Raw genomic sequence first — 24,822 nt, forward strand, 5'->3', positions numbered from 1 at the left:
CTTGAATATGTAACAAAATCAAGTTAACAAAATTTTTAGCAGAATGCTAGGGTGGTTCTGTGGGTTTACCTCAGGTTAATAATGGAAAAAATAGATAAGGAATTAATATTTTTAATAAAAAAGGAGATCGCATTGATCTCCTTTTTGTGACACATTCAATGTCAGTTTTTGATTACCACTTATGGCTATAAGAAACTTTAAGCGTTGCACCATTTGCTACTAAATGGCTAGTGTTATCGCTAGTTCGTAATAATTGGCTATATAGAGGATAATACTTGCGGTTAAACATGTTCTCTAAACCAATCGTCACAGTGTCTTTTTTGTTAAGCGCAAAGCTACTGATTAAATCTGCTGTTGTATAAGATTTTACATCATAGCGACCAAAACTATTTTTGCCATTTAAGCGGTAATCTTCTGAACCGAAGTAAGTAGCTTGCAGGCGGTTCGTCCATGTTTCCGTTGGGCTATAAGAAATATAACCTGTGACTTTTAATGGTGGAATACGGAAGCCTGTCATGTCTTGTTCAGCACCGTTTTGCGGCTTTTCACGACCTTTCATCCACGTAACACTACCACCAGTTCCCCAAACATTGGCATCGTCAAGATAATCAAAAGTTGCTTCAACACCAGTGACTTTTTCTTTGGTTCTAGCGAGTACTAAACCATTGTTGAACGATTGCACAGCACCTAGGTCGGAAGTGGAGTGGAAGACCGCTAAACTTGAAGAGAAGTTATTGAAGTTTCCTTTCCAGCCTAACTCGTAGTTATCTACTTTTACGGGTTCTAAGAATGACGAACCAAGGTTAAAACCTTCACCAGCATTACGAATAATCAAACCAACATCAGGTAATTGGAAACCTTGGTTAAAAGATGCATAAATCGAGTGTTGGTCATTTGGAGAGAAAGTCACGTTAGCATTGTACAACCATGCATCAGCTTTCACTTTCCCCCCCTCAACGGTGTAAGGGTTGGGCTTACCTAATTGTGATAAAGGAACAAAGCTATCAATTTGGGCATAGCTGTCTTCATAACGCGTACCAGCTTCTGCTGACCATTGGTCATTAAAGCGGTGTTTTAACTGTATAAAACCACCCATACTTTGCGTAGTGAGTTCAGGTAAATAAATAAGTTTGCCAATTTTTACAAACTCTAAGCCACCAGATTGATCATAAATTTTTTGATCGAAAATATCTAAAGGCATTTCGCTTTTTTCGCGGCTAAAGTCACCACCCCAAACCAGTGAGGTGTCACCTAAAAACTCAAGTGGTGTAGTAACAGTTAAGCGGCTACCGAGTACATTATTTTCTTGATAGATCTGATCTACTTGTCCTCCACGATTTGCATTTTTTCGTGCATCAAATGGTGAAAAACGTGTAAAGAAGTCGCGATAATAAATTTGTGCATCAACCTTATTACCAAAAAAGTCTTTATGGTTATAAGTTAAATTGTAGATCTGGTTTTCGTTTTTATTTTGGTCTTTGAGCTTTAAGCCTTTAATTGCTTTCGCTGGTACAGTCCCAGCAGGAGCATTTTTCACACTTGGGTCAGATGCATAATCTGAGTCTTGCTCGGCATTATAATAGTTTGCAGCGAATTGTAGGTATTGGTTGTCATCAATATGATAACCAAGTTTACCACCGATACTATAGCCATCAGAATCATATAAATCGCCCTGACTTGGTTCTGGTGCAACACGGTCACCACTTGCATCGTACGGGCTACCAATACGCTGATAACCAAAGTCGAGCGCATAGTCAAAAGCATTAAAGCTGCCTGTGAAATATTGGTGAATATCGCCACTTAAAGCATTAGAACGAAAATTTGTTAAAGGCGTTTGGAGCCCAACGACTGTTTTTGCTGTAGGTTCGCCACCCGCAGCTTTTGTGGTAATTGAAATAATACCGCCTGCCGCGCCGCCACCATAAATTGCGTTACTGCCTCGAATCACTTCAATGTTGGCAATACTTTCAGGGTCAATTGCTGAAAGTCCGCGTGATGTGTCACGTGTGAGGTTCATTGGAACGCCATCGACCAAGATGAGAGCATTACGACCACGTAAAGTTTGACCATAATCGGTAATGGTTCGGCTCGAGTCTGATAGGCCCGGTACGGCTTTTGCTAAAACAGTCGCAATACTTCCAGATGAACCATTTCTTAAAAGTTCAATTTGTTTTTCATCTAGCTTGGTGACTTGTTTGGCAGAGGTAGAGAGTTCATCTGCACGTGAAGCAGTAATTGTAATTGTCGGGAGAGCTTCGGGTTTCTTTTCTGTTTCTGTAGTTTCAGCAGGTGAAGCAGCAAAAGCTGAATTGGAAAGAATAATGGCCCCACCAAGTGAAAGGAGTGGAATGATATTTTTTACTTCAGACTTCCTCGTAAAAAGTTTGTGACTTTTTATCTTATTTCCCATTGTCTCGCCCTGAGAGTGATTTTAAATTTGTCGAATTATAAGTGAGAATGATTGTAATTCACAATATCGTTGTTGGACAAAAAATAATAAAATTTATTTTTATTAATTGTTGTGTAGAGGAAGGTGCACTCATCGCTCTACACAACTGAAAATTTATGAGATTTCTTTATAAGAATTCAAATGATTTTGATGAGCACGGCGAATAATGCTGCGGTCATCACCGAGTACAAAAAGCTGAACGGATTGTTGTTTCCATGCCGCAATATCTTCAGGTTGTCGGGGAATAGCACAGAAATGCTTTTGACTATTTTTAGTCTTAGCATACATCTCTTGAACTTTTTCTTTCACTTTTGGATGGCTAGATTGCCATGGCATTCCCATAGATTGAGAAAGGTCGGCAGCACCTTCTAGAATAATATCAATACCTTCAACTTTTAATATTTCATCTAGTTGTTCTAGTCCTTCCAAGCTTTCAATCATGGCAACGACAACCGTTTCGTTTGCTGCGTATTGAACAAAACTAGCTAAATCATCCATGCCATATCGATTTAACCTTGTCGAGTTGAGACCTCTTTGCCCAAGAGGCATATAGTGACAATAGTTCACGGCTTCTTGTGCTTGCTGAGCATTTTCTATACGCGGAAAAACAATACCCGTTACCCCTGCATCGAGCAGAGGTAGAACTAAATGGTTGGCGTTTAACGGCACCCTCACAAAGACATCAAGACTCATGGCTCTAGCAGCTAAAATCATGGTCTCGGCTTGAGACGTACTAAATAAAGTATGTTCCAAGTCGATAATAATAAAGTTGTAGCCCGCAAGTGCCATTTGCTCGATATTAATTGGAGAAGCTACGGAACAAAAGATTCCGTAGAGCGTCTCGCCATTTGCTATTCGTTTCTTAAAAGAAATCGAATGCTTATTCATATTCAATTTCCTTAATAAGGCTGAGCGGGTTTGGTGTGGTTTGTACTCTTAAGCGAATTTCCGGAAGGAAACGGCGGCTTGCGAGCTGTTCAATATCGATGGTGTCATCTGTAAAGTTAAACAATTCATATCGCTCGGCAAACTCTGGGTGAGCTTCTTTGTGTTGATTAATGATGGTTCTTAGCATGGTCCAGAATTTGATTTCATCGAAGTCATAATGTTCATTTAAGAAAATCGCTAACTCAGCCAGATTTACAAACCAAAGCGCATCTTGAGTAAAGTCTCTTAACTCATTTGGAGAGTGGGTTTCCAAGAACGAGTTCGGGTTAATCTTGGCGTGCTCTTTTGGCGCATCTTGTAAGTTGGGTAAAAGGCTCGGCTCACGTAAAAGATGACGACTAAAACGAATTCCATCATGGAAATCTTTCAAAGCCGCTTTAACGGGTAAGCCATTTTTATGAATTAGTACCATGTTTTGTGCATGTGACTCTAAAGCGAGGCCGTGACACCACAAAATATGCATGATTGGTAAATAAGCATTGCTGAGTAATTTTTCTAACCAGAACTCAATACCATACTCTTGGATCCACTCATCGATTAGTGGTTTTTGGTCCGTATCAACTTGCATTAGACCCGTTACAGGCGTTGCTGATTCGCCTTCTTTTAAGTAGCTGTAAATACTTTCGCGCCAAATGCAAGCCAAAGCGCCGTATTGAACAGGAAGGGCAATCTGTTGGTTAACCGAAAGACCACCAATCTCTCTTAAAATAACAGGCTTACGCTGTTTTTCTAAAATATGGTCTTGTTCAACAATGTTATAAAGCCAGTCACTCATTTTTGCCGCATTTTGAACGGTATGCGGTGCCAATACACGAGAGGTAGAAGTATTGACCAAGTTCATTGCCAATTTAAGAGAAAGCGCTGAGATGTCGCTAATATTTGATAAGGTTCGAATCGACTGCTGCGGTAAATAAGTCGGACCTTCAATATCTAACGCGATGATCAGTTGGTTGCTGATTGCATCTTGATAATATAATTCAATAATTTTATCCCACTGCCACGGGTGAATTGGGGTGAGGATATAATCTTTAAAATCTATATTTTGCTCTTTCAATTGATCGTTAATGGCTTGTAGATCTTTTTCTGAAAAATGCTGTTTATAAAGCTGCTCTAAGTTAATGGTTTCACTTAAAACCAGTTTGCATAAACTGTTATGAGTTGCCACCCATTGAACCGTAAAACCTTCAGAAAGCTCTGGTGCGTATTTTTTATTTTCTTTTAAATCGAAGCCGATACGAGACTTAAAACTTGGGTGATATAAATGTGCATTGGTAATCCGTGCTTCTTGTTCTAAATAAGGCAAGGTTCTTAAAGGTTGAGCAGGGGCTTGGCTCAAAGTTTGCGCATGCTTAACGTAAGTTAAATTGAGTTCATCATTAAAGTTTTGCCATTTAACTGGGTCAGCTTCAATAATATTTTTTAAATCGGCAAGTAGCGTTTTTAAGCTAGGACGAGTTTCAGCATCTAAAGTAATATCAGAACGGACTAAGCTTGAAGGATCTAACTTAATTCGTTTAAAACTAAAATGTCGTTTGGCCGCGCAAGTATAAAAAACGGTATCGGAAATATAAAACTTGATCTGACCTTTAGAAAACTCGTATTTAAAAGTATTTTCAAAAATGAGTGCTTCTAATAATTGGCCCATCACGCGATTTTCCGCGAGGGTTTTATAATTGGTTTGTTGTGTTGGTTGAAGAGGGCAAAGCGCTTCTGCGCCGCGATATTTATAAATAGGGTTTTCAACTTCAATCCAGATTGGGTTGCCACCACTGTGGTAGAGCGTATTTAACATATTTGCCTTGATTGGTAATGTGAGTGAATTAATTAATAAGTCGCGGTATTTCTCGCCTTTGGCGCTAAAATTTTCTTGCGTGAGCGTAAGGCGTGTGGCTTGCCAAAGTTCAGATTCTTCTATTACCGTAACTCGTGCAATTGCACTGATGAGATGAGCAATGTGATTGATCACAAGGTAATATTTTAAAAAGGTCCACGCATCTTTCTGAGAGAACCAAACGGTACTATCTTCAGAAATAGATGAGTCGTCTTCTATCATTTCTGGAACAATGCTAATGCCTTCCATATCTCGAAGAATAAGGCGATGTGGATAGCCGTTTTTAAATTCCATTAAACTGTTTTGCATGTGCGCTTCTACGCTAATGCCTTTATTTGCAAACAACTCAATTAATGGAATGAGTGAAACTTTAACGTACTGTTTCCACCAGAAAGTAATGAAGTCTTTCGCGTCTTTCGATTGTAGATTTTGGTTGGGTGCCGCTTGCTGAATAAAGCTTAAAAGCGGGATTTCATAGTTTTCATTTTCTTCAACCAAGCCGCCCAGCATTCGGGTGTTTTCTAATACCTCTGGCGTGAGCCCAGCTCTATAAAGAATGCCAAATGAACTTTCAAGCTCTGGAATTTTGACTGTTTTTGCCTCTAACTCCGGCAGAATCGCAAGGTCTGGATATTGCTCATTAATCTTGTGATTAATAATAATTTTGCTCGCATCAATCGCGCGTTCCATCTCATCCATTGGGTTATTACGAATGAAACTGGTAATTCGTACATCAATTGATAGCTTTAAGAATAGATTCGATTGAGGCAACCATACTGTACGAACGGATGAGGTCGGCCATACGGTTTGACCTAAAGCTCCCAGATAGATCACGTCTTGGCTGTCTAAATGTTTCTTCAAAGATGGATGTTGACGTAAGAAGTTGGCTTGCCACGGATGGGTTGGCATTAGCTCGTAATTTGCTAAGTTTTCTTGCAAACGCTCTTTTGCAGTTTCTACAACTTCATCTTCAATACGGTGAGAAGGCTGTTCTTCACTTACAAGCTTTTGGATTAAAGAAGAATGAATTGCAAAGTAATGAAGTTGGAAACTTGCGCCTAACTCAGGGCTATACTTTTTCATGTCTTCTTTAGAAAAACCTAAATTGGCTTTAGAAGTCACATGAAAAGGGTGCCCATATAACATGCCTTGTTCAGTAGCCTGAAAACCACTAACTACTTTAGATGCTGTTTGAGATGGCTTATTTTCTAAAAAGAATTTTGTATTTTCGATACTATTGGCAATATCTGAGTACAGGTTCTTATTTTGGTTTTTATCTTTAAATAAGCTATTCAGTTCATCTGTAATCAGCCTCACTAAATTTTTAGGATCGGTGAGTGAGTCAAATGTATTGTCGCTTAAATTTTGCAGAACAAAACCACGTTGATATCTATGGTAGCCAGTGGTGGATAGATGCTGAACTGCGCCATAAACAGTCGTGTTAGATGTATTAAACGTATAAGCAAAATACAGAGTGTCTGGTTGCTCCACATATAGGGTGAATAAAGGCGAATCTTGAGCTGGGATAATGTGCTTTTCAAGATTTACTTTGAGTTCACGAAAGAAAGTATTCAGGTACTGTTCAAAAAGTTTATAAGACCATGCATCGGTTGTAATAATTGAGTTCATTCTTGTGCCTCTTCTAAAATTGTATCCATTAAGAATCTGTTCAAAATCACCACTAATCCCGCACCGATAAAAAATAGTGAGGTGCAGATTAATGCAGCAGTAATATTGAAAAATGAGTAGGTGAGCGTGATCGTGATTGGGCCAATAAGTTGTCCTAAGACAAAGGCACTGTTAGAAATACCAATCACTTTTCCTTGGCTTTGAGCGCCGGCTTTTAGAGAAATTGTGTGCAAGATCGAAGGAATAAGGGCAGCAAAGCAAAAGCCTTGTATGAGTCGTAATACAAGAATCAGCCAGAGATTAGAAACCCAGATCAATGCGAAAATCGTGATACCGCAAATTAAAGATGCGTAAATGAAGTTATTAAAAGAATCTCCTTTATCATCATTTCGTTTTCCCCAATAGGTTGCAGCAATAAAGGCTGCTCCCCATGAAAGCGCATGAATGGTTCCCGTTAAACTCGCAGCAGATAACGATGAATGAGTGCTTTGGCTTATTTCACTAATGTATAAAACAAAGCAAGACACCAAACCAAAGCCACCGGCTTGAACCAAAATGCCAGCGCTTAACCATGAAAAAATTGTTCTATCAAAGAAAGCTGGAAGCTTAGATTTCTCTTTGGTTTTTGGCGCCTCGGTTTTAACGGGATTGGTTAATACAAATGACGCAATCAAAATTAAGGTCATCACAACAAATGCTGTCGCGTTGAGTAATACTTCAACCCGCCATTGATCCATAAATATCCCGCCGAGCACGGGACCACATAGGCAAGCTAGCGCAACACTACTTTGTAGTTGCCCAAAAGCGGCACCACGTTGTTGTTCATTAGAAAGATATGAAATATAGGCATTTAAAATCACGGAAAGACCGCAAAAACCCAGTAAAATTCGCGCGAAAATAAACAGGTATAAATGCTGGGCGCTCGCCATGAGCAGTATTGAAATACAGAAACCAGCCAGAGAAAGTAACAAGGCTTTTTTATGGCCGAATGTGTCGGATAGATGACCCACAATTGGTGCTGTAAATAAGCTGCCAATAGCTGGAGCTGCGAGTGCCAAACCTGCCCAGATAGTGGGAGCACTCATATGCGCAGTCAGTTTTTCCATATAGAGCGGCATGATTGGAATCAGCACCATGAGCCCGAAAGTGGAAAAAAACTGACAGAGCAAAATAATGAAATGATCTAGGCGAGATGAGCGCATGATTTAGATGTCCATGATCTCATAGCTAGAAACAGATAAGCTGTGATAAGGGTTTGGCGTACTTCCGATTTTACTTGGCATGCCCGTTGAGTCGCTTTCTTGCGCAAGTAAAGGCGTAAGTAGCTGTTTGAACGGCCAAGTCTTATTGTCAAAAAGATAAGTTTGAATTTGCGATTTTGTTTGTTCTGAAATAGGTTGGGTTTCTACAAAATTTTGAATAATGTCTTGAACCATCTCCCAGAAATCGTTTTCCGTTCGATCCGTATATTTCAAGGTAGCTAAAGCAATCGGGTAGAGGTTAATTTGAATCCCTAGGGTAATGAAGTAATTAAATAAGTCTTCATTTTTAGTAAAGATAAGATTGTTTGGTGTGCTGGTATTGATGGTATAAACCGGAGGTGTAAAACCACTTTCTTCAATGGCTGTGGTACATATTCTTAAGGTATCGTGGTCACGTAAAATAAAGCATTTAAACTTATTATTTTCATAACACACCATGGTGTTTTGCCCGTGGCATTCAGGCATGATGCCTTTCGCCCAAAGCGTTAAGAATGTTTGAATAAAATGAACACTTAAGTCTTTTAGTAATGACCATTTGTCACCTTCAACGCCTAAAGTTTCCCAAGGGTCGACATACGTACAGCTTAAAGCTGACATGGTGATTGGTGTAACGTTTTTATCTTGGCAAAAGTCGGGTAAATGTCTGACTTGGCAGCCAATCACCCCTAAATTTTTTACAATCGGCTCTTGTTTACCTAGCACCCACCAATGCGTTTCATTACTTAAAAAGAGACGATTTTTTAATAAAGCAGTTTCATTAATGACGTCATTTAAAAAATCATAAGCCGTATGACCATTCATTAAATAACGACCTGGCATGGAGCGGATTGCACCTAATGTTTTGGCATTGGTTGAAAGTTTTAAATGCAGAGTCGGGTTTGTGTTGTGAATAAGAGTTCTTAAAGAAGAAGTCGGTAAACCAATTGTGGTGACATGGTTTAGGTCAATACCTTCATACTTATTTTCTTCAAACTTTAAATAGCGATGTTGCGTCTCTAACAACGGCAGGGCTAAGTAATCATCTGAAAGCTGAGCCATTTTGTCAGCAATAAGACTATCCTCAGCTTCTGATAACAGAAGCTCTTTGTGAGGAATCGACGCCATATTATTAATCACGTCATCTTTCTTAAATGCCCACCAGTACACCTCAATTTCTTTTTGAGTTGTGAGTGGTGCAAGTTCACCTTTTGAGTGAGCGAATGGATGAAATGGACGATCAGCTACCAGCGATAGCAATTCACTAGTAATCAAAGGTGAAGAAAATGAAAGGGCTGACTGTAAAATTTGAGGAATTTTTTCAGCCGTTACTAAGTTGTCGAGCCAATAATCAATCGCTTTTTGATGGTGTGGAGATGGCCACCAAGTTGCTTGGGTTAAATAGTTAAAAACTTCAGAAATAGAAATTTTAGAAGTTGTATTGCTCAATAGGTTATGAAGCAAAACTTCGGGTTGGGTAACATAGAAAGGATTTACACCATCTACTTTTAAACAGCTGAAATAGAGTTCCAACTCATCATTGAGAGTAATTGCCAGATAAGGCTTTTTATAGGAAATATAATCTTTAAAATCTCCATAATTCTCCATGTAGAGTGCATCTATCGTTTTTTGTAGTTGTGCTGTGTAAATCCGATCTAACATTTTAGTTATTCCTATTCTTATAAAAGCGGTAGAACCGTACCAACGTTTTGTTCTTGTGCAGCATTGAAGAACCATTTAGCGCAGACAATGTCATCAATCGCCATGCCCATTGGGTTGAGCAAAATGATTTCATCTTCGTGTTCGCGGCCGTTTTTATGACCAATAATGATGTCGCCAAGTTCAGCATGTAGTTTTTCACGGCTGAATAAGCCATCTTCAACCAGTACATTGATGACTTTCTTTTCTCGGTTTGATTGGTCCCAGTCATCTACAATCACTTTGTCAACTTTTAAGAAGACTTCAGGCTCGATATCCATAATTGAAATGTTTGAAACAAAGCAGCCTTTTTTAAGCCACTCAAATGGAATGTAAGGTTTATCTGAAACTGTGCAGGTAATGAGGACATCGGCTTGTTGAATAGCAGACTTAGCACTGTCATGAATTTCAATTTCTAAATTCGTATATTCTGATAAGAACAATGCTTTGAGTTTGTCAGCCGCTTCAGGGTTCACATCAAATAAATGGATTTTTTTCACCTGAGCATATTGTTCAAGTACAGTTTTAATCTGCATTTGAGCAATTGGACCGCAGCCAATCACGGTAATGTCTGAAAAGTCTTTTTTTGCTAGATATTTAATCGAGACACCAGTAATTGCCGCAGTTCGCATGGCACTGATGAGGCTGCCTTCCATCACCGCAACTGGATAATTTGTTTCTGAGTCATTTAAAACAATCAGTGCGCTGGCACGCGGAATATTGAATTTTTTAGGGTTATGTTGTCTTGAACCAATCCATTTGATTCCGGCAATCGGGTCGTTACCGCCTAAATAACAAGGCATTGCAATAATACGGTCGGCAATATGGTCTGCACCTTGCCAGCGAAGATAAGGTTTTAAAGGTTGAACAAACTGTTTATTTGCATGCAGGGTTAAACCTTCAGTAATCGCTTCAATAAAGGAATTACTATGATTTGCGCCAAGATTTAATAAATCTGATTGACTTAAGTAGCGAAGGGTAGCCAAATTGCTCATGAATATTTCCTAAGGAGAAGGTTAAACAACATTTTGTAAAGTAAGGTTTTCTTGGCGTCGTAAGTTTCGATTGAAATGACGCTTCTTGATCATTTCGAACCAGTCATCTTCATAAACAAGATCGAGATAACGATCGCCGCGATCGGGCAGCAACGTTAAAACGCACGATCCATCAGGAATGGTTGGAATCAGTTTTTTGATGGCTGAAATTGATGAGCCACTTGAACCGCCTGCAAAGATTCCTTCGTGTTCAAGAAGTTCTCTGCAACCGAGTGCCGATTCATAGTCATCTACATAAATGACATCATCAATTTCATCGGGGGAGAGTAGCGGTGGGACTGTACTTGCACCAATCCCAGGAATTTCGCGTGGACCAGATGTGCCACCGAACAACACAGAGCCGACGATATCGACTGCGATCACTTTTAATTCTGGAAATCTTTCTTTAAGGCGACGAGACACGCCCATAATCGTGCCAGAGGTACTTGCCCCAATCACGAGGTAATCAATCTTGCGATCAATTTGATTTAGGATTTCTTCTGCTTCTCCAAAATAATGGCTTTTCCAGTTATTTGGGTTTGCATACTGATTAATCCAAACAGCATTTGGAAGCTGTTGGCAGAGTCGTTTTACAGTGTCAATTCTGGTTTTTAAATAACCGCCGTTTTGATCTTTTTCAGAGACCATTTCGATATTGGCCTTGTAGAGCTTCAACATTTGTAAGTTTGCTGAGGCAATTTTCGGGTCAATAACGGCAGTAAATTTTAATCCATATATTTTGCAAGCCATTGCAAGCGCAATCGCTAAGTTCCCTGATGAACTTTCAACAATATGACTATCTTTATTAATCACTCCAGATTTCAGGCCTTCCTGTAGCATGAATAATGCCGGACGGTCTTTAATACTTCCTCCTGGGTTTAACAATTCCATTTTCGCAATCACTGAGATCGATTGATGCGTGAATAGCCTTGATAATTGTAGTAGTGGCGTTTTACCTATGCAGTCGAGAATATTTTCATGGATCATGGTAGATCTTCTCAGGTTTTTATGTGGTGTGAATGATAATGATTATTAATTTAATTATTATTACCATTTGTGCCATGATTGTTGCGGTTTGTAACTCAAAACAGGAGGGACTTAGAGGATTTTTCACTAATTATTTTTATCTAATTATTTGAATCGTAATATTTAAGTTTTACAAAAAAATTAATAAATAAATCTTTTTAAATATAATGACATAGGCAATAAATTACTTTAGAGCTAAAAAAATTAATTTAATTAAGACAGATGCGAGAAATTATTTTGAAGAAATAAAATGAAATTTATGACCTCACCCACCTAATTGGTGCATCACTATTCTGTAGTGAGCATGGGTAGATTTAAGGCTTAAAGAAAAGATAAGTATTTAAAGACTGACTTAAGATGCTTTGAATAATGAACTGAAATTGATCAAGTGGCAGTTATTGATATGAAAATGTCTGAAAATGATACGCTTAGATAGATATGATCATTTCCATAAGCGCTATATTTTCAATGGATCAGTTGAGCCTAGAAAATATAGGAATGCGTGTTTCGCATTTTGTCTTATGGGTCTTTCAAGCTGTCTTTGTCATAAAAGACAGCTTTTTTTATGGCGATTTGATGAGTAGAAAAGTTATGAACGATAGCGATGTTTAGCTTGTTCATAAGCCTCAAGATTAATGCATTGAGCACCCAAGCTTGTGATTTGTGCTTGGTCGAGTTGAAGTTCATCCCATTTTTGCATTTGCTCGAGCAGCCAATAAAAGTCTTCTACTTTTGGAAGTGCACTTTCTTTTACTAAATGACGAACAATATCCTGAATCATATAGTATTTGTCGACATGTACTTCTTCTGAACAATGGAAGCGCACAATTCCAAACTCGACTAATAATTTTAAAATTGGAGCAAAATCGTCTAACTCACTCAATTCTTGTTGGGCTTTCATAATTGCCGTGGTGAGTGCAACTAGTGTTTGTGGATGCTGTTCAGCCCATTCTTGAGTTACGGCTAAAACCTTATCAGCCACACGAGGAATAATGTTTTGACTTGAGCAAATCATTTTACTTAAACCCAGAAGCTCGCCTTGAGTATTCCAAGGTTCTCCTACACAAAAACCATCAATCACATGTTTGTCTAATGCTTCAACCATATAAGGTGGCGGTAATGTTTTGAGCTGGATAGATTGAGCAAGTTCAGGGTTTGCTAAAGCGAGCCACTCTCTTAAACAATAATGGTGAATAGAATGCTTAAATACATGCGCTAAAGAAATGGAGTGACCTTGTTCAAGATAGCTTGCCACTTTTTGCGCTGTTACTTGGGCCGTATCATTTTTTTGAATTGCAAGTTGATGAGTAAGTTTTTGACTTAAGCTAATGAAAGCACGGTTTTCACTTAAAACCAGTGATGTTTGCAGTGGCGTGCCAATTTGATCTGTGCCGACAGCCGCCGCAGGTAACATTGCAGATAAGCAATGCGCTGCATCTAATAGACCAAAAGCAAGACGGTCTCGAAGACTTGCCCAAGATGCTTCTTTAACTAAAGTGACATCTAAACCGACTTCCTCAAAGAAGCCTCTTTGTTTTGCCCAAAGCAATGCAAGACAATCAAGCAAAGGAATATAGCCGAGTTGTAATTGAGTCTTTTCTAATGTGCTCATTTATTCATCCTTTAGTTGATTGTTGAGTAATTTTTGGGCATCAAGTAACCGCCGTGCCATTTCTCCAATCGTTATACGGTGACTCATGGCATTTTTTCTAAGAAGTTGGAAAGCTGTATCTTCAGGCAGCCCGTGGAGTTGCATGAGTAACACTTTGGCCTTTTCAACATCTTTACGGTCAGCCAGTTTGGTTTGAGCCTCTTTTAAATCACCTTCGAGTTTTTTGTGCTTTTTATATTGCTCAATCGAGATTTCTAAAATGGTATGTAAACGGGCAGGGTCTATGCCATCTACGATATAAGCCGTTACTCCCGCATCAATGGCTTGTTTGATGGTGTCTTTATCTGAATTTTTAGTGAACAGGACAGTCGGTAGGTCATAGCTACTCACACAACTTTCAATAATGTCACGATGAGGATGATCCATATCGAGCAAGATCACATCGGCTTGTAAATGCTCGAGACGAAAAATGTTTAAATGGTCCAAAGTAAGGCAAGCGACCACTTCAAAATCATTTTCAAGCAGACTTTTTCTTATATAGTCTGCTCGCGCATGATCATCATCAATAAGGGCTATTTTGAGTTTTGGCATAAGTTCAGAAAATCAGGCTAAGAAAATGCGCCAATTCGACGCGTTTTTTGTTATCAGGTTTTAAGCAAGATTAGTGCCATCCAAAACTAAACAAAAAATCCAGTTTAAGTGGCATTTCAGCGAGCTAAAGAATTAATGTGGTCAGTCTTGGTGCAAAAATACGATTCATTTTGTGGCAAGACATATTTTTATCTTAACCATTTAAGTGTACCGCGATGGGGCAAATAGAATAAGACATTATTTTTATAAGATAGCTGGCGAAATTATATCTATATGAAATTAAAAATAAAAAATTTTTAAATTAAATTTATATAAGGATTGGCATGCAAAATGCTTACTTAATTACAGGTCGAAGACGACCATAAGTTTTAAAGACGGCCAACGATGTCCGTTCTGATCGAATTTGTGAGTGCAACTGTGCACACAAAGAATTTACGTTCAGTCGGAGTGAAGGCCATGTCTTTATTTTTATTGCATAAAAAAGTTACATCTGAATTATCTAATTTTTCAGTTCCAGCGATGCGAGCCTTCTCTATGAGGGGGCTCGCTTTTTTTATTTCTTTTTATGACTTTGCTGTGCATTGGGTGTCATTAACGAGTGGGAAAAATGGATTCCAAGCAGCTACATGCTTTGTGAGATTGATTTGCTTCTCGGTAGAACACAAGGCAAAAAAACAATGTCTATTTGAGAACACAATAACGCAGCTTAAAAGCAACGTGATTTGAGGAGAAACACTATGAAATTGGTAATGATTGGTCATGGTATGGTGGGCCACAAATTCATCGAAGCCATTTTAGAAAAAGCAGATGATGAACTGGAAATCACGATTCTCGCGGAAGAACCTCGTATCGCGTATGACCGTGTACATTTGACAGAATATTTCTCTGGGAAATCAGCAAAAGATTTATCTTTAGCACGTTTTGATTTTGCCGATGCTCATGGCATTGACTTACGTCTAAATACCAAAGCAAATGCAATTGATACAGTTGCACAAACAGTCACCACTAATCATGGTGATGTCATCAGCTATGACAAATTGGTGTTGGCAACTGGTTCGTATGCATTCGTTCCACCAATTCCGGGTAATGATCGTGAAAACTGCTTTGTTTACCGTACGATTGAAGACTTAGACGCGATTCGTGCAGCGAGTCTTAATGCAAAAACAGGTGTAGTGATTGGTGGTGGTTTACTTGGACTTGAAGCCGCAAAAGCTTTACGTGATTTAGATCTAGAAACACACGTTGTTGAGTTTGCGCCACGTTTAATGGCAGTTCAAATTGATGATCTAGGCGGTAAAGTTTTACGCCGTAAAATCGAAGACCTTGGTGTAAAAGTTCATACACAAAAAGCGACTCAATCTATTGAATGCGGTGACAGCACAACTCATGTAATGAAATTTGCAGATGGTAGCGAGCTTGAAGCAGATGTCATTTTATTCTCTGCGGGGATCCGTCCACGTGATGAACTTGCGCGTAACAGTGGTCTGGCGATTGGTGAGCGTGGCGGTATCGTCATTAATGATTATTGCCAAACTTCAGATAACAATATTTATGCCATTGGTGAATGTGCGCTTTGGCAAAATAAAATTTATGGTTTGGTTGCACCGGGCTATGACATGGCGCGTATTGCAGCAAAACACATTTTAGATGAAGAGTGTAATTGCTTCGCCGGTGCAGACATGAGTACCAAGTTAAAGTTGATGGGTGTAGACGTTGCTTCTGTAGGTGATGCGCATGCCATGACTCCGGGTGCATTAAGCTATTTCTATGCAGATGAGCATGCACTGGTTTATAAAAAGATAGTTGTAAATGCAGATAAAACCAAATTGCTGGGTGCGGTTTTGGTGGGCGATGCGAAAGAGTACAACGACCTTTTACAAATGATGTTAAACGGTCTGGCTTTACCTGAAGTTCCTGAAAGCTTGATTATGCCTGGCTTTGAACAATCAGCAGGTAAGTCTGGTGGTAGCGGTGTAGATTTACTTCCAGACAGCGCGACCATTTGTTCATGTAACAACGTATCAAAAGCAGACATCTGCCAAGCAATTAGCGATGGTTCGACCTCTTTAGGTGCATTAAAGAAATGCACCAAAGCAGCAACAGCATGTGGTGGCTGTGCCCCATTAGTGACACAAGTGTTGAAGTCAGAGTTGCAACGTCAAGGTGTGACTGTAAATAACCACATTTGCGAACACTTCCCGTACTCGCGTCAAGAGTTGTATCACTTGGTTCGTGTCAATGAAATTAAGACATTCGATGATTTGATTCATCAACATGGTCATGGTCTAGGGTGCGATATCTGTAAACCTGCTGCCGCAAATATTCTGGCATCTTGCTGGAACGATTTCGTACTTGAGCCAAGTCATGCAGGCTTACAAGACAGTAATGACTACTATTTGGGTAACATCCAAAAAGACGGTTCTTACTCGGTTGTACCGCGTATGGCAGGTGGTGAGGTGACTCCAGATGGTTTAATCGCGATTGGTCAAATTGCAAAGAAATATAACCTGTACACCAAAATTACTGGCGGTCAACGCGTTGACATGTTTGGTGCTCAAGTTCATGAACTTCCATTCATTTGGGAAGAGTTAAATGCTGCTGGTTTCGAGTCTGGTCATGCTTACGGTAAATCATTGCGTACCGTGAAATCTTGTGTAGGTAGCACATGGTGCCGTTACGGGGTAGACAACTCAGTTGGTTTAGCGATTGAGCTTGAAAACCGCTACAAAGGTTTACGTTCACCACATAAATTAAAAATGGCAGTGTCTGGCTGTACTCGTGAGTGTGCAGAAGCGCAAGGTAAAGACGTTGGTATTATCGCGACCGAAAAAGGTTGGAACCTTTATGTCTGTGGTAACGGTGGTATGAAACCACGTCATGCTGAATTACTTGCATCTGACCTTGATAAAGCAACGCTCATCCGTTACATCGACCGTTTCTATATGTTCTACATCCAAACAGCAGACCGTTTACAACGTACCAGTGTATGGCGCGACAACATGGAAGGTGGCCTAGATTACCTTAAATCTGTAGTTGTGGATGATTCACTTGGTTTGGCTGCCGAGCTTGAACGCCGTATGGAACACATCATTGGCACATATCAAGACGAATGGCGTACTGCGGTGGAAAATCCTGAAGTTCGTAAACGCTTCCAAACGTATATCAATGCAGGAGCAAATGAACAGGCCGATCCACACATTCAATTTACAACTGAACGTGGTCAAATCCGTCCATTAACCGAAGCTGAACGTTCAGAAGACCGCATTCCAATGGTTGAAGCATAAAGGAGAAATTATATGAATATTGTACAAGACAAAAATATGCTTCCTGATGATCAATGGATTGACGTTTGTGCACTCGATGATTTAACCCCAAATACTGGTGCGGGTGCACTAGTGGGGGGCCAAGCTGTAGCAATCTTCCGTGTAGGACATGAAAAACGTGTTTACGTGCTGAGTAATAAAGATCCGTTTAGCCAAGCGAATGTGATGAGCCGCGGCATTATTGGAGATTTACAAGGCGAACGCGTCGTTGCATCGCCAATCTATAAACAACATTTTAGTTTGGCAACGGGCCGTTGTTTAGAAGATAAAGACCAAAAATTGGCAGTTTATCCGAGCAAAATTGTTGATGGCCGTGTCTGGGTCAACGCGGTGCCGCAAAAAACTTATATTACCAATACAGGTGTATCACAAGACAAACTTAAACTGGTGCTGATCGGGAATGGTTTGGCAGGGATGCGTTGTCTGGAAGATTTACTTGATATGGCGCCAGATCGTTATGAAGTTACGGTGATTGGTGAAGAACCATGGGGGAACTATAACCGTATTATGTTGTCTCCGGTTTTATCGGGTGAAAAAACCATTGAAGACATTATGTTGCATCCACCAAAGTGGTATGACGATAAAGGCATTAAATTTATTGCCGGTGATAAAGCCGTAAAAATTGATCGCCCACGTAAAGTGGTTTACACCGAAAAAGGTCGGACAGTTGATTATGATCGTTTAATTCTGGCAACAGGCTCGGCACCATTTATTCCACCAGTTCAAGGTGTTGACTTAAAGGGCGTGTTAACTTTCCGCGATATTTATGACGTCAACACCATGATTGAATACTGCGATTCAAAAACCAATGCAGTGGTGATTGGTGGCGGTTTACTCGGTTTAGAAGCGGCGTATGGTTTAAAACAACGCGGTATGAATGTCACAGTATTGCATTTGATGGACCGTATTATGGAACGTCAACTTGATGGACGTGCGAGTCAATTACTTCGTCATAGCATTGAGCAAAAAGGCATTCATATTATTACCGAAGCCAATACAGAGGCGTTAATTGGTGATGAAAATGGTCATGTCAAACAAATCCGTTTGAAAGATGGCACGGTCTTAGATGCTGACCTTGTGGTATTTGCTGTGGGCATTCGTCCAAATATTGCTTTGGCACAAAGTGCTGGTTTACGTTGTAATCGTGGTGTATTGGTGAATGACACCATGCAAACATTTGACCCAAGTATTTATGCGGTGGGTGAGTGTATTGAACACCGTGGTCAAACTTTCGGTTTGGTTGAACCACTGTGGGGGCAAGCTTTTATTTGCGCGACCCATCTGGCTGAACACGGCAGCTTAACTTTTAAAGCACCCACTGTGCCGACTCAGTTAAAAGTCAGTGGTGTCGATGTATTCTCTGCGGGCAATTTTGAGCCGAAAGATGATTATGAAGACATTATACTGAACGATGAAAAACGCCAGATTTATAAGCGTATTATCATTCAAAGCGATCGGGTAATCGGTGCAGTACTGTTCGGTGATACTGAAGATGGCATGTGGTATGCAGAGTTAATTGCAGACCAAACACCTGTTTCTTCATTTAGAAATAAACTGCTATTTGGTCGAGATTTTGCATTAAAAAATGCAGGCTAAATAGGCAAAGGAGCAGTTATGAATAGTATTCCAAACGTTGAAATCGATAGCTCCGACCATGTTGCAAAAATCACTAAAACAACATGTCCATATTGTGGGGTGGGCTGTGGTGTTAGCGTAAACGTCCAACAAAAACCTCAAGGACCTGTGGTGCAAGTTGAGGGGGATGCCGAGCATCCTTCCAACTTTGGACGCTTATGTATTAAAGGTAGCCGTCTTGCGGATACTTTGGGGTTAGAAACACGTGTTTTACAACCAATGATGGGGCGCAAAGCTGATCGGGTGGTAACGACATGGGATGCCGCCATTAATAAAATTGCCGATAAATTCCAATCTTGTATCGATCAATATGGTCGTGACAGCATTGCATTTTATGTTTCAGGTCAGCTTTTGACTGAAGACTATTATGTGGTGAATAAGTTTGTAAAAGGCTATTTGGGTACTGCAAATATTGATACCAACTCACGCCTTTGCATGTCATCTGCGGTGGCAGGTCACAAACGGAGTTTCGGTGAAGATATTGTGCCTGCAAGTTATGAAGATTTTGAACATGCAGATATGGTGGTTTTGGTTGGTTCCAATACCGCATGGTGCCATCCTGTGCTGTATCAGCGGATTATGCAGGCTAAAAGCCAAAATCCAGATATGTTTGTGGTGGTAATTGACCCACGTTTTACCAGTACCTGTGAACAAGCGGATTTACATTTACCGATTTTACCTGGCCAAGATGTCGCATTGTTCAACGGTCTATTCCAATATCTATATCAAAATGGTCATGCCGATCAGGCTTTTGTTGATGCTTATACCGAAGGTTTGCAAGAAGTTTTGGCAAGTAGTCAGCCAGAAGCCGATATTGAATATGTGGCAAAGCGTACAGGTATTGCACTCGATAAATTACAGCAGTTTTTTGAAAAATTTGCACAGACTGAAAAAGTAATCACGCTATTTTCAATGGGTGTGAATCAATCAAGTCAGGGTGTAAATAAGGCCAACAGTATTATTAATTGTCATTTACTAACAGGCAAAATTGGTAAACCGGGTGCGGCACCATTTTCGATGACAGGTCAGCCCAATGCGATGGGTGGCCGAGAAGTGGGTGGCTTAGCCAATATGCTCGCTGCACACATGGACTTAGATAACCCTTTACATCAAAAAGTAGTGCAAACTTTTTGGGACAGCCCATTCATTGCAACTCAAGCTGGCTTAAAAGCAGTTGATTTGTTCCGTGCTGTTGAAGCTGGAAAAATTAAAGCCATCTGGATTATGGCAACTAATCCAGTGGTGAGTTTGCCAGATGCCGATCAGGTGAAACGTGCATTAGAGAAATGCGAATTGGTCGTTGTGTCAGATATCTGTGCCGATACCGATACGACGGCTTATGCTGATATTTTGCTTCCAGCTTTAGGTTGGGGCGAAAAAGATGGAACCGTTACTAACTCTGAGCGCCGTATTTCACGTCAACGTGCGTTCTTGCCTGCGCCGGGTGAAGCAAAAGCAGACTGGTGGTCGGTGAGTCAAGTTGCGAAGAAATTGGGCTTTAAAGGTTTTGACTATACGAGTGCAAGTGAGATCTTTAATGAGCATGCGGCGTTATCTGCACAAGACAATGCAGACATGGATGTGCGAGAAGAGAGTAATAACTTTCGTTATTTCAACTTGAAAGGTTTAATGAACCTAAGTAATGCTGAGTACGATGCTCTGCAACCAGTGCAATGGCCAGTATGGGATAAAAACCAAGATGTTAAAGCCGTTCAACAACTGTTTGGCAAGGGCCAGTTTAGTCATAAAAATGCCAAGGCAAAATTGATTCCGACGGTTGCCATTGATCCAGTACATGCAGTTTCAGAAGATTATCCGCTCATTTTGAACACAGGTCGTATTCGTGATCAATGGCACACCATGACTCGTACTGGTTTGTCACCAAATTTAACCAGTCACCGTGCTGAACCATTCTGTGAAATTCATCCGAGTGATGCATTGAAGTTTGGTGTACGTGACCAAGGTTTGCTCGAAGTTCGCTCGAAATGGGGCAGTTGTGTACTACGTGTGACCTTCTCATCGGGTGTACGTCGTGGTCAAATTTTTGCACCGATTCACTGGACTGAACAGGTTGCATCCGACGCCCGCATTGGTAAAGTCGTTAATCCAGAAGTTGATGCAATTTCAGGTGAACCTGAGTTCAAACATACGCCTGTAATCATTCAGCCGTTCTATACCACTTGGCAGGGCGTGCTCTATATTCGTGAAGGATACGATTCGCATATTCAAGAATCGCTACATCACTGTGCGTGGTGGACCAAGGTCAAAATGGTTAAAACCAACCGTTATGAACTTGCAGACCGCCAAACTTTTCACGATACTCAAAAGAATCTGAAAAGCTTTTTACCATTTGCCGATGAAACCTTTGAATGGTTAAGCATAGAAGATATCTCTTCACAACTGAGCCATAGCGTTATTTTGAAAGATGGCATTGTAATTGCAAGTCTATATATTGCACCGCCAGATTTATTGCCAGACCGTGATTGGGTAGCGAGTCTGTTTAAACGAGAACGTTTGAGCGCCTTGCACCGAAAAGCTTTACTAGCGGGTATGCCAATGTCGGCTACTAATAATGATGGGCCCTTAGTGTGTAGTTGTTTTAAAGTAGGTAAGAATAAAATTATCGACGTGATAAAAACACAAAACATTACCCATGAAAAACAGGTTACTGCATGTTTAAAAGCAGGTGGGAACTGTGGTTCATGTTTACCTGAGATTCGTGGCTTGATTAAAGCTTGCCAACAAGAGGTGGAAGTGTGAATAAGGGATATCCCGTAACTGATCTGGTCATTTTGGCGGGTGGACAAGCCCGCCGTATGAATGGTTTAAATAAGCTATTGCAACAATTTGATGGCGATACGCAACTACTCAAAATTCATCAAAAACTAAAGTCATCTGTATCTGAAATTTGGGTAAATAGTCATCGTGATTATTCGATTTATCAAAGTATTGTGCCTGATATTAAGTGTTTTCAAGATGATGCTTCTGGTTTTTTCGGCCCACTTATGGGCATGAAAAGCGCATGGTCACATGTAAAAGCAGATTATGTTTTGTGTATTCCCTGTGATGTGACGTATATACCTACGCAAGTCGTTGCGAAATTACACAGCGCACTACGCAAAAATAAACAAGCTCAGGCAGCCTATGTTTCAATTAATGGGGATGCTTTATACCCATTTTGCTTATTAAAGCGTGAAAGCCTGCTTACGATAACAGCGCAAATTGATAAACAACGATTAAGTTTAAAAGAGTGCTTTAAGCTTTTACATGCACAAGTCGCCGTATTTCAAAAACAAAATTTATTTTTTCATAGCATTAACTCTTTGGATGAGCTCCAACAATATAAACAAATCAATGCTTTTAAAGAGATATTTACCGCGAGTTAAACATTAGATTCTATCAATTTACAAACTAAAGTGATGTTATAAACAAATTTAAAATGATGCGTTCTTGACTATCTAATATATAAGTTCTATTTTGGAACTTGTTATTTTAATTCTAGCTAGATGTATAAAAATAAACGGAGCCAGAAAAATGATGGACGCAGCTCAGCAAAGTAAAACAGATGTGACCGCATGTATCTTATGTTCTAGAAACTGCGGTTTAAGTGTCGAAATTAAAGATAACCAGTTTGTCAAAATTAAAGGTGATCCCGAACATCCTTTTTCTCAAGGTTACATTTGCCAAAAAGCTGCCAGATTACAGCATTACCAGCAACACGCAGACCGTTTGACCACACCTTTAAAACGTCAACCTGATGGATCATTTCAAGAAGTGAGCTGGGACGTAGCCATACAAGAAATTGCTGATCGATTAGTGCAGATTAGAGATGATTTTGGTGGGACTGCTTTTGCTTCGGTTGGGGGCGGTGGACAAGGCAATCATTTAGGTGCAGCGTATGGTCGACAACTTTTGCTGGCCATGAAAAGTTATTATGCATACAACTCACTTGCCCAAGAAAAAACGGGTGATTTCTGGCTGAATGGTCGTTTGTTCGGTAGTCAGGCTTGCCATACCACAGAAGATGTTGAACATGCCGACTATGTACTTTTCATTGGAACAAATCCTTTTCAGGCCCATGGCATTCCCAACGCCCGAGACACGCTAAAACATATTAAGAAAGATCCGAACCGAACTATGGTGGTGTTTGACCCGCGTGTTACCGAAACAGCCAAACAAGCAGATATCCATGTGCAATTAAAACCAGGGACAGATGCTTTTTTAATGTCAGCCATGATTGCGATCATTATTAAAGAAAAGCTTTATGACGAAGCATTTATTGAGCAGCATACGCACGGTTTTGAAGACGTAAAAACAGCATTTAGTCGAGTTCCAATTGAAGACTATATTGCTAAAGCTGATGTTCCAGTCGATTTGATTTACCAAGTCGTTCGAGATTTTGCCAAGGCGAAAAAAGGCTGTATACGTATTGATTTAGGCATTCAACATACTTTAAATACTACATTAAACGGATATTTAGAAAAACTACTGTACTTACTGACTGGAAACTTTGGAAAGCAAGGTGCCAATAATCTGCATACTATGTTTATTCCAATCTTAAGCGATACAGATGAAAGAAAGCCTAAATATCGACGTAGTGTTTACCATAAAATGTTCCCCATTTCTGGGTTCTTCCCGCCTAATATTTTACCCGATGAAATTTTAAAAGCAGGGGAAAAGCGAATTCGTGCTGTGTTTGTAGATAGTTGTAACCCGTTATTAACTTATCCTGATACACCAGCTTATGAGGAAGCATTTAAAGCATTAGATTTGTTGGTTGTGGTGGATGTTGCCATGACGGAAACCGCTAGGCTTGCGGACTACATTTTGCCAGCGCATACCCAGTTTGAAAAATGGGAATTTACTGGCTTTAATCTTGAGTTTCCTAAAAATGGTTTTCACCTCAGGCATCCTGTATTGGCCGCTCAAACGAATACTTTGCCAGAGGCAGAAATTTATACACGATTACTTGAAGCTATGCAGGTGATTCCAAAACGCTTTCCAATTTTAGAAAAAATAGCTTCAGTCGACTCGAAAAAAACAGCCTATTTACCTTACCTATCGGCATTGGGGCTTACTTTTGCACGAAATAAAAAATACATTCCTTTTGCAGCCTCAATTCTCTATCGCACTTTAGGTAAACACTTAGAAAAATCAGCTGGTTCAGTTGCTTTTTTATTGCCACTATCGATTCAATATGCTGTCTTACACACCAAAGCAGTGCGCCGTGCAGGTTACAAAGGTAACCCTTTAACTTTAGGTGTTCGTTTATTTGAACAAATTTTAAAGCAACGTTCAGGCGTAGTGTTATCGCAACATGAATATGACGAAATCTGGAAACTGGTTGCTTATAAAGATAAGAAAATACGTCTTGCTATTCCAGAGATGTTAGCTGAGCTGGCAAATTTAAAAAATCATCAGGTTAATGTTGAAGAATTTCCATTCATACTTTTATCAGGTGAGCGACGTAGCTATAACGCCAATCAAATTTACCGTGATCCAGCTTGGCGAAAAGTAGATGCTGAAGGAGCTTTACGAATTCATCCTGAAGATGCAGAGGCCTTAAATGTAGCTATGGGTGATCAAATTAAATGTATCTCACAACATGGAGAAATTCAGGTTACTGTAGATTTTGATGAGGGAATGCGAAAAGGAGTTGTTTCGCTTCCACATGGTTATGGCATGCGCTTTCAAGGTGGGGAACCAATTGGACCACAATTAAACATGCTCATTTCTGGTGAGCATTGTGACCCTTTATCTAAAACACCGTACCATAAATATGTACCCATCCGTTTAGAAAAGTGCTAG

Annotated in this window: 15 protein-coding genes and 1 pseudogene; 7 read left to right on the forward strand and 9 right to left on the reverse strand. The window is 40.0% G+C overall.

The genetic code is table 11. The annotated features are described in order from the left end of the window. Positions 1-172 precede the first annotated feature (172 nt). The 7 genes from AC52J8_RS07460 to sbnA all read right to left on the reverse strand — a co-directional run bounded on the left by AC52J8_RS07460 (position 173) and on the right by sbnA (position 11,814). Positions 173-2,410, reverse strand: a complete 2,238-nt coding sequence (locus tag AC52J8_RS07460; RefSeq protein ID WP_086399509.1) for a TonB-dependent receptor — start codon at positions 2,408-2,410, stop codon at positions 173-175. A 153-nt stretch (positions 2,411-2,563) separates the two neighbouring features. Further along, on the reverse strand, positions 2,564-3,337 hold the full coding sequence (locus AC52J8_RS07465; RefSeq protein WP_086399508.1) for an HpcH/HpaI aldolase family protein: 774 nt from the start codon (positions 3,335-3,337) through the stop codon (positions 2,564-2,566). Beyond that, positions 3,330-6,857, reverse strand: a complete 3,528-nt coding sequence (locus tag AC52J8_RS07470) for an IucA/IucC family protein (RefSeq protein ID WP_086399507.1) — start codon at positions 6,855-6,857, stop codon at positions 3,330-3,332. The genes AC52J8_RS07465 and AC52J8_RS07470 overlap by 8 nt, the downstream gene beginning before the upstream one ends. After that, positions 6,854-8,059: an MFS transporter gene (locus AC52J8_RS07475; protein ID WP_347749087.1), complete on the reverse strand. Its 1,206-nt coding sequence runs from the start codon at positions 8,057-8,059 to the stop codon at positions 6,854-6,856. The genes AC52J8_RS07470 and AC52J8_RS07475 overlap by 4 nt, the downstream gene beginning before the upstream one ends. A 3-nt stretch (positions 8,060-8,062) precedes the next feature. Beyond that, positions 8,063-9,703, reverse strand: a complete 1,641-nt coding sequence (locus AC52J8_RS07480) for an IucA/IucC family protein (protein ID WP_496538914.1) — start codon at positions 9,701-9,703, stop codon at positions 8,063-8,065. A gap of 71 nt (positions 9,704-9,774) precedes the next feature. Then, positions 9,775-10,788, reverse strand: a complete 1,014-nt coding sequence (gene sbnB, locus AC52J8_RS07485) for a 2,3-diaminopropionate biosynthesis protein SbnB (RefSeq protein ID WP_086399505.1) — start codon at positions 10,786-10,788, stop codon at positions 9,775-9,777. Between the two features lie 21 nt (positions 10,789-10,809). Further along, positions 10,810-11,814, reverse strand: a complete 1,005-nt coding sequence (gene sbnA / locus AC52J8_RS07490; protein WP_086399504.1) for a 2,3-diaminopropionate biosynthesis protein SbnA — start codon at positions 11,812-11,814, stop codon at positions 10,810-10,812. Between the two features lie 507 nt (positions 11,815-12,321). Here sbnA and AC52J8_RS07495 point away from each other — a divergent pair. Beyond that, positions 12,322-12,437 (forward strand): annotated as a pseudogene (locus AC52J8_RS07495) (hypothetical protein). Positions 12,438-12,442: 5 nt separating this feature from the next. Here AC52J8_RS07495 and AC52J8_RS07500 read toward each other — a convergent pair. Both AC52J8_RS07500 and AC52J8_RS07505 read right to left on the reverse strand, forming a co-directional pair. Next, positions 12,443-13,465 (reverse strand): ABC transporter substrate-binding protein, encoded by a 1,023-nt coding sequence (locus tag AC52J8_RS07500; protein WP_086399503.1) that lies wholly within the window; start codon positions 13,463-13,465, stop codon positions 12,443-12,445. Continuing rightward, on the reverse strand, positions 13,466-14,056 hold the full coding sequence (locus tag AC52J8_RS07505) for an ANTAR domain-containing response regulator (protein ID WP_002115726.1): 591 nt from the start codon (positions 14,054-14,056) through the stop codon (positions 13,466-13,468). Between the two features lie 384 nt (positions 14,057-14,440). On the opposite strand from AC52J8_RS07505, the gene AC52J8_RS07510 reads away from it, so the two are divergent. From AC52J8_RS07510 to AC52J8_RS07535, 6 genes are all read left to right on the forward strand, one after another. Continuing rightward, entirely contained in the window at positions 14,441-14,782 is a 342-nt protein-coding gene (locus tag AC52J8_RS07510) for a hypothetical protein (protein WP_068563115.1), read from the forward strand. Between the two features lie 11 nt (positions 14,783-14,793). After that, positions 14,794-17,340 (forward strand): nitrite reductase large subunit NirB, encoded by a 2,547-nt coding sequence (gene nirB, locus AC52J8_RS07515; RefSeq protein ID WP_086399502.1) that lies wholly within the window; start codon positions 14,794-14,796, stop codon positions 17,338-17,340. 12 nt (positions 17,341-17,352) lie between these two features. Then, positions 17,353-18,975, forward strand: a complete 1,623-nt coding sequence (nirD, locus tag AC52J8_RS07520; RefSeq protein WP_032062800.1) for a nitrite reductase small subunit NirD — start codon at positions 17,353-17,355, stop codon at positions 18,973-18,975. Positions 18,976-18,993: 18 nt separating this feature from the next. Beyond that, entirely contained in the window at positions 18,994-21,774 is a 2,781-nt protein-coding gene (locus AC52J8_RS07525; protein ID WP_086399501.1) for a nitrate reductase, read from the forward strand. Continuing rightward, positions 21,771-22,400: a molybdenum cofactor guanylyltransferase gene (gene mobA, locus AC52J8_RS07530; RefSeq protein WP_017385978.1), complete on the forward strand. Its 630-nt coding sequence runs from the start codon at positions 21,771-21,773 to the stop codon at positions 22,398-22,400. Before AC52J8_RS07525 ends, mobA begins: the two co-directional genes overlap by 4 nt. 148 nt (positions 22,401-22,548) lie before the next feature. Further along, complete coding sequence (locus AC52J8_RS07535; protein ID WP_086399500.1) at positions 22,549-24,822, forward strand: molybdopterin-dependent oxidoreductase; 2,274 nt, start codon at positions 22,549-22,551, stop codon at positions 24,820-24,822.

The sequence above is a fragment of the Acinetobacter sp. S-1 genome (assembly GCF_059579785.1).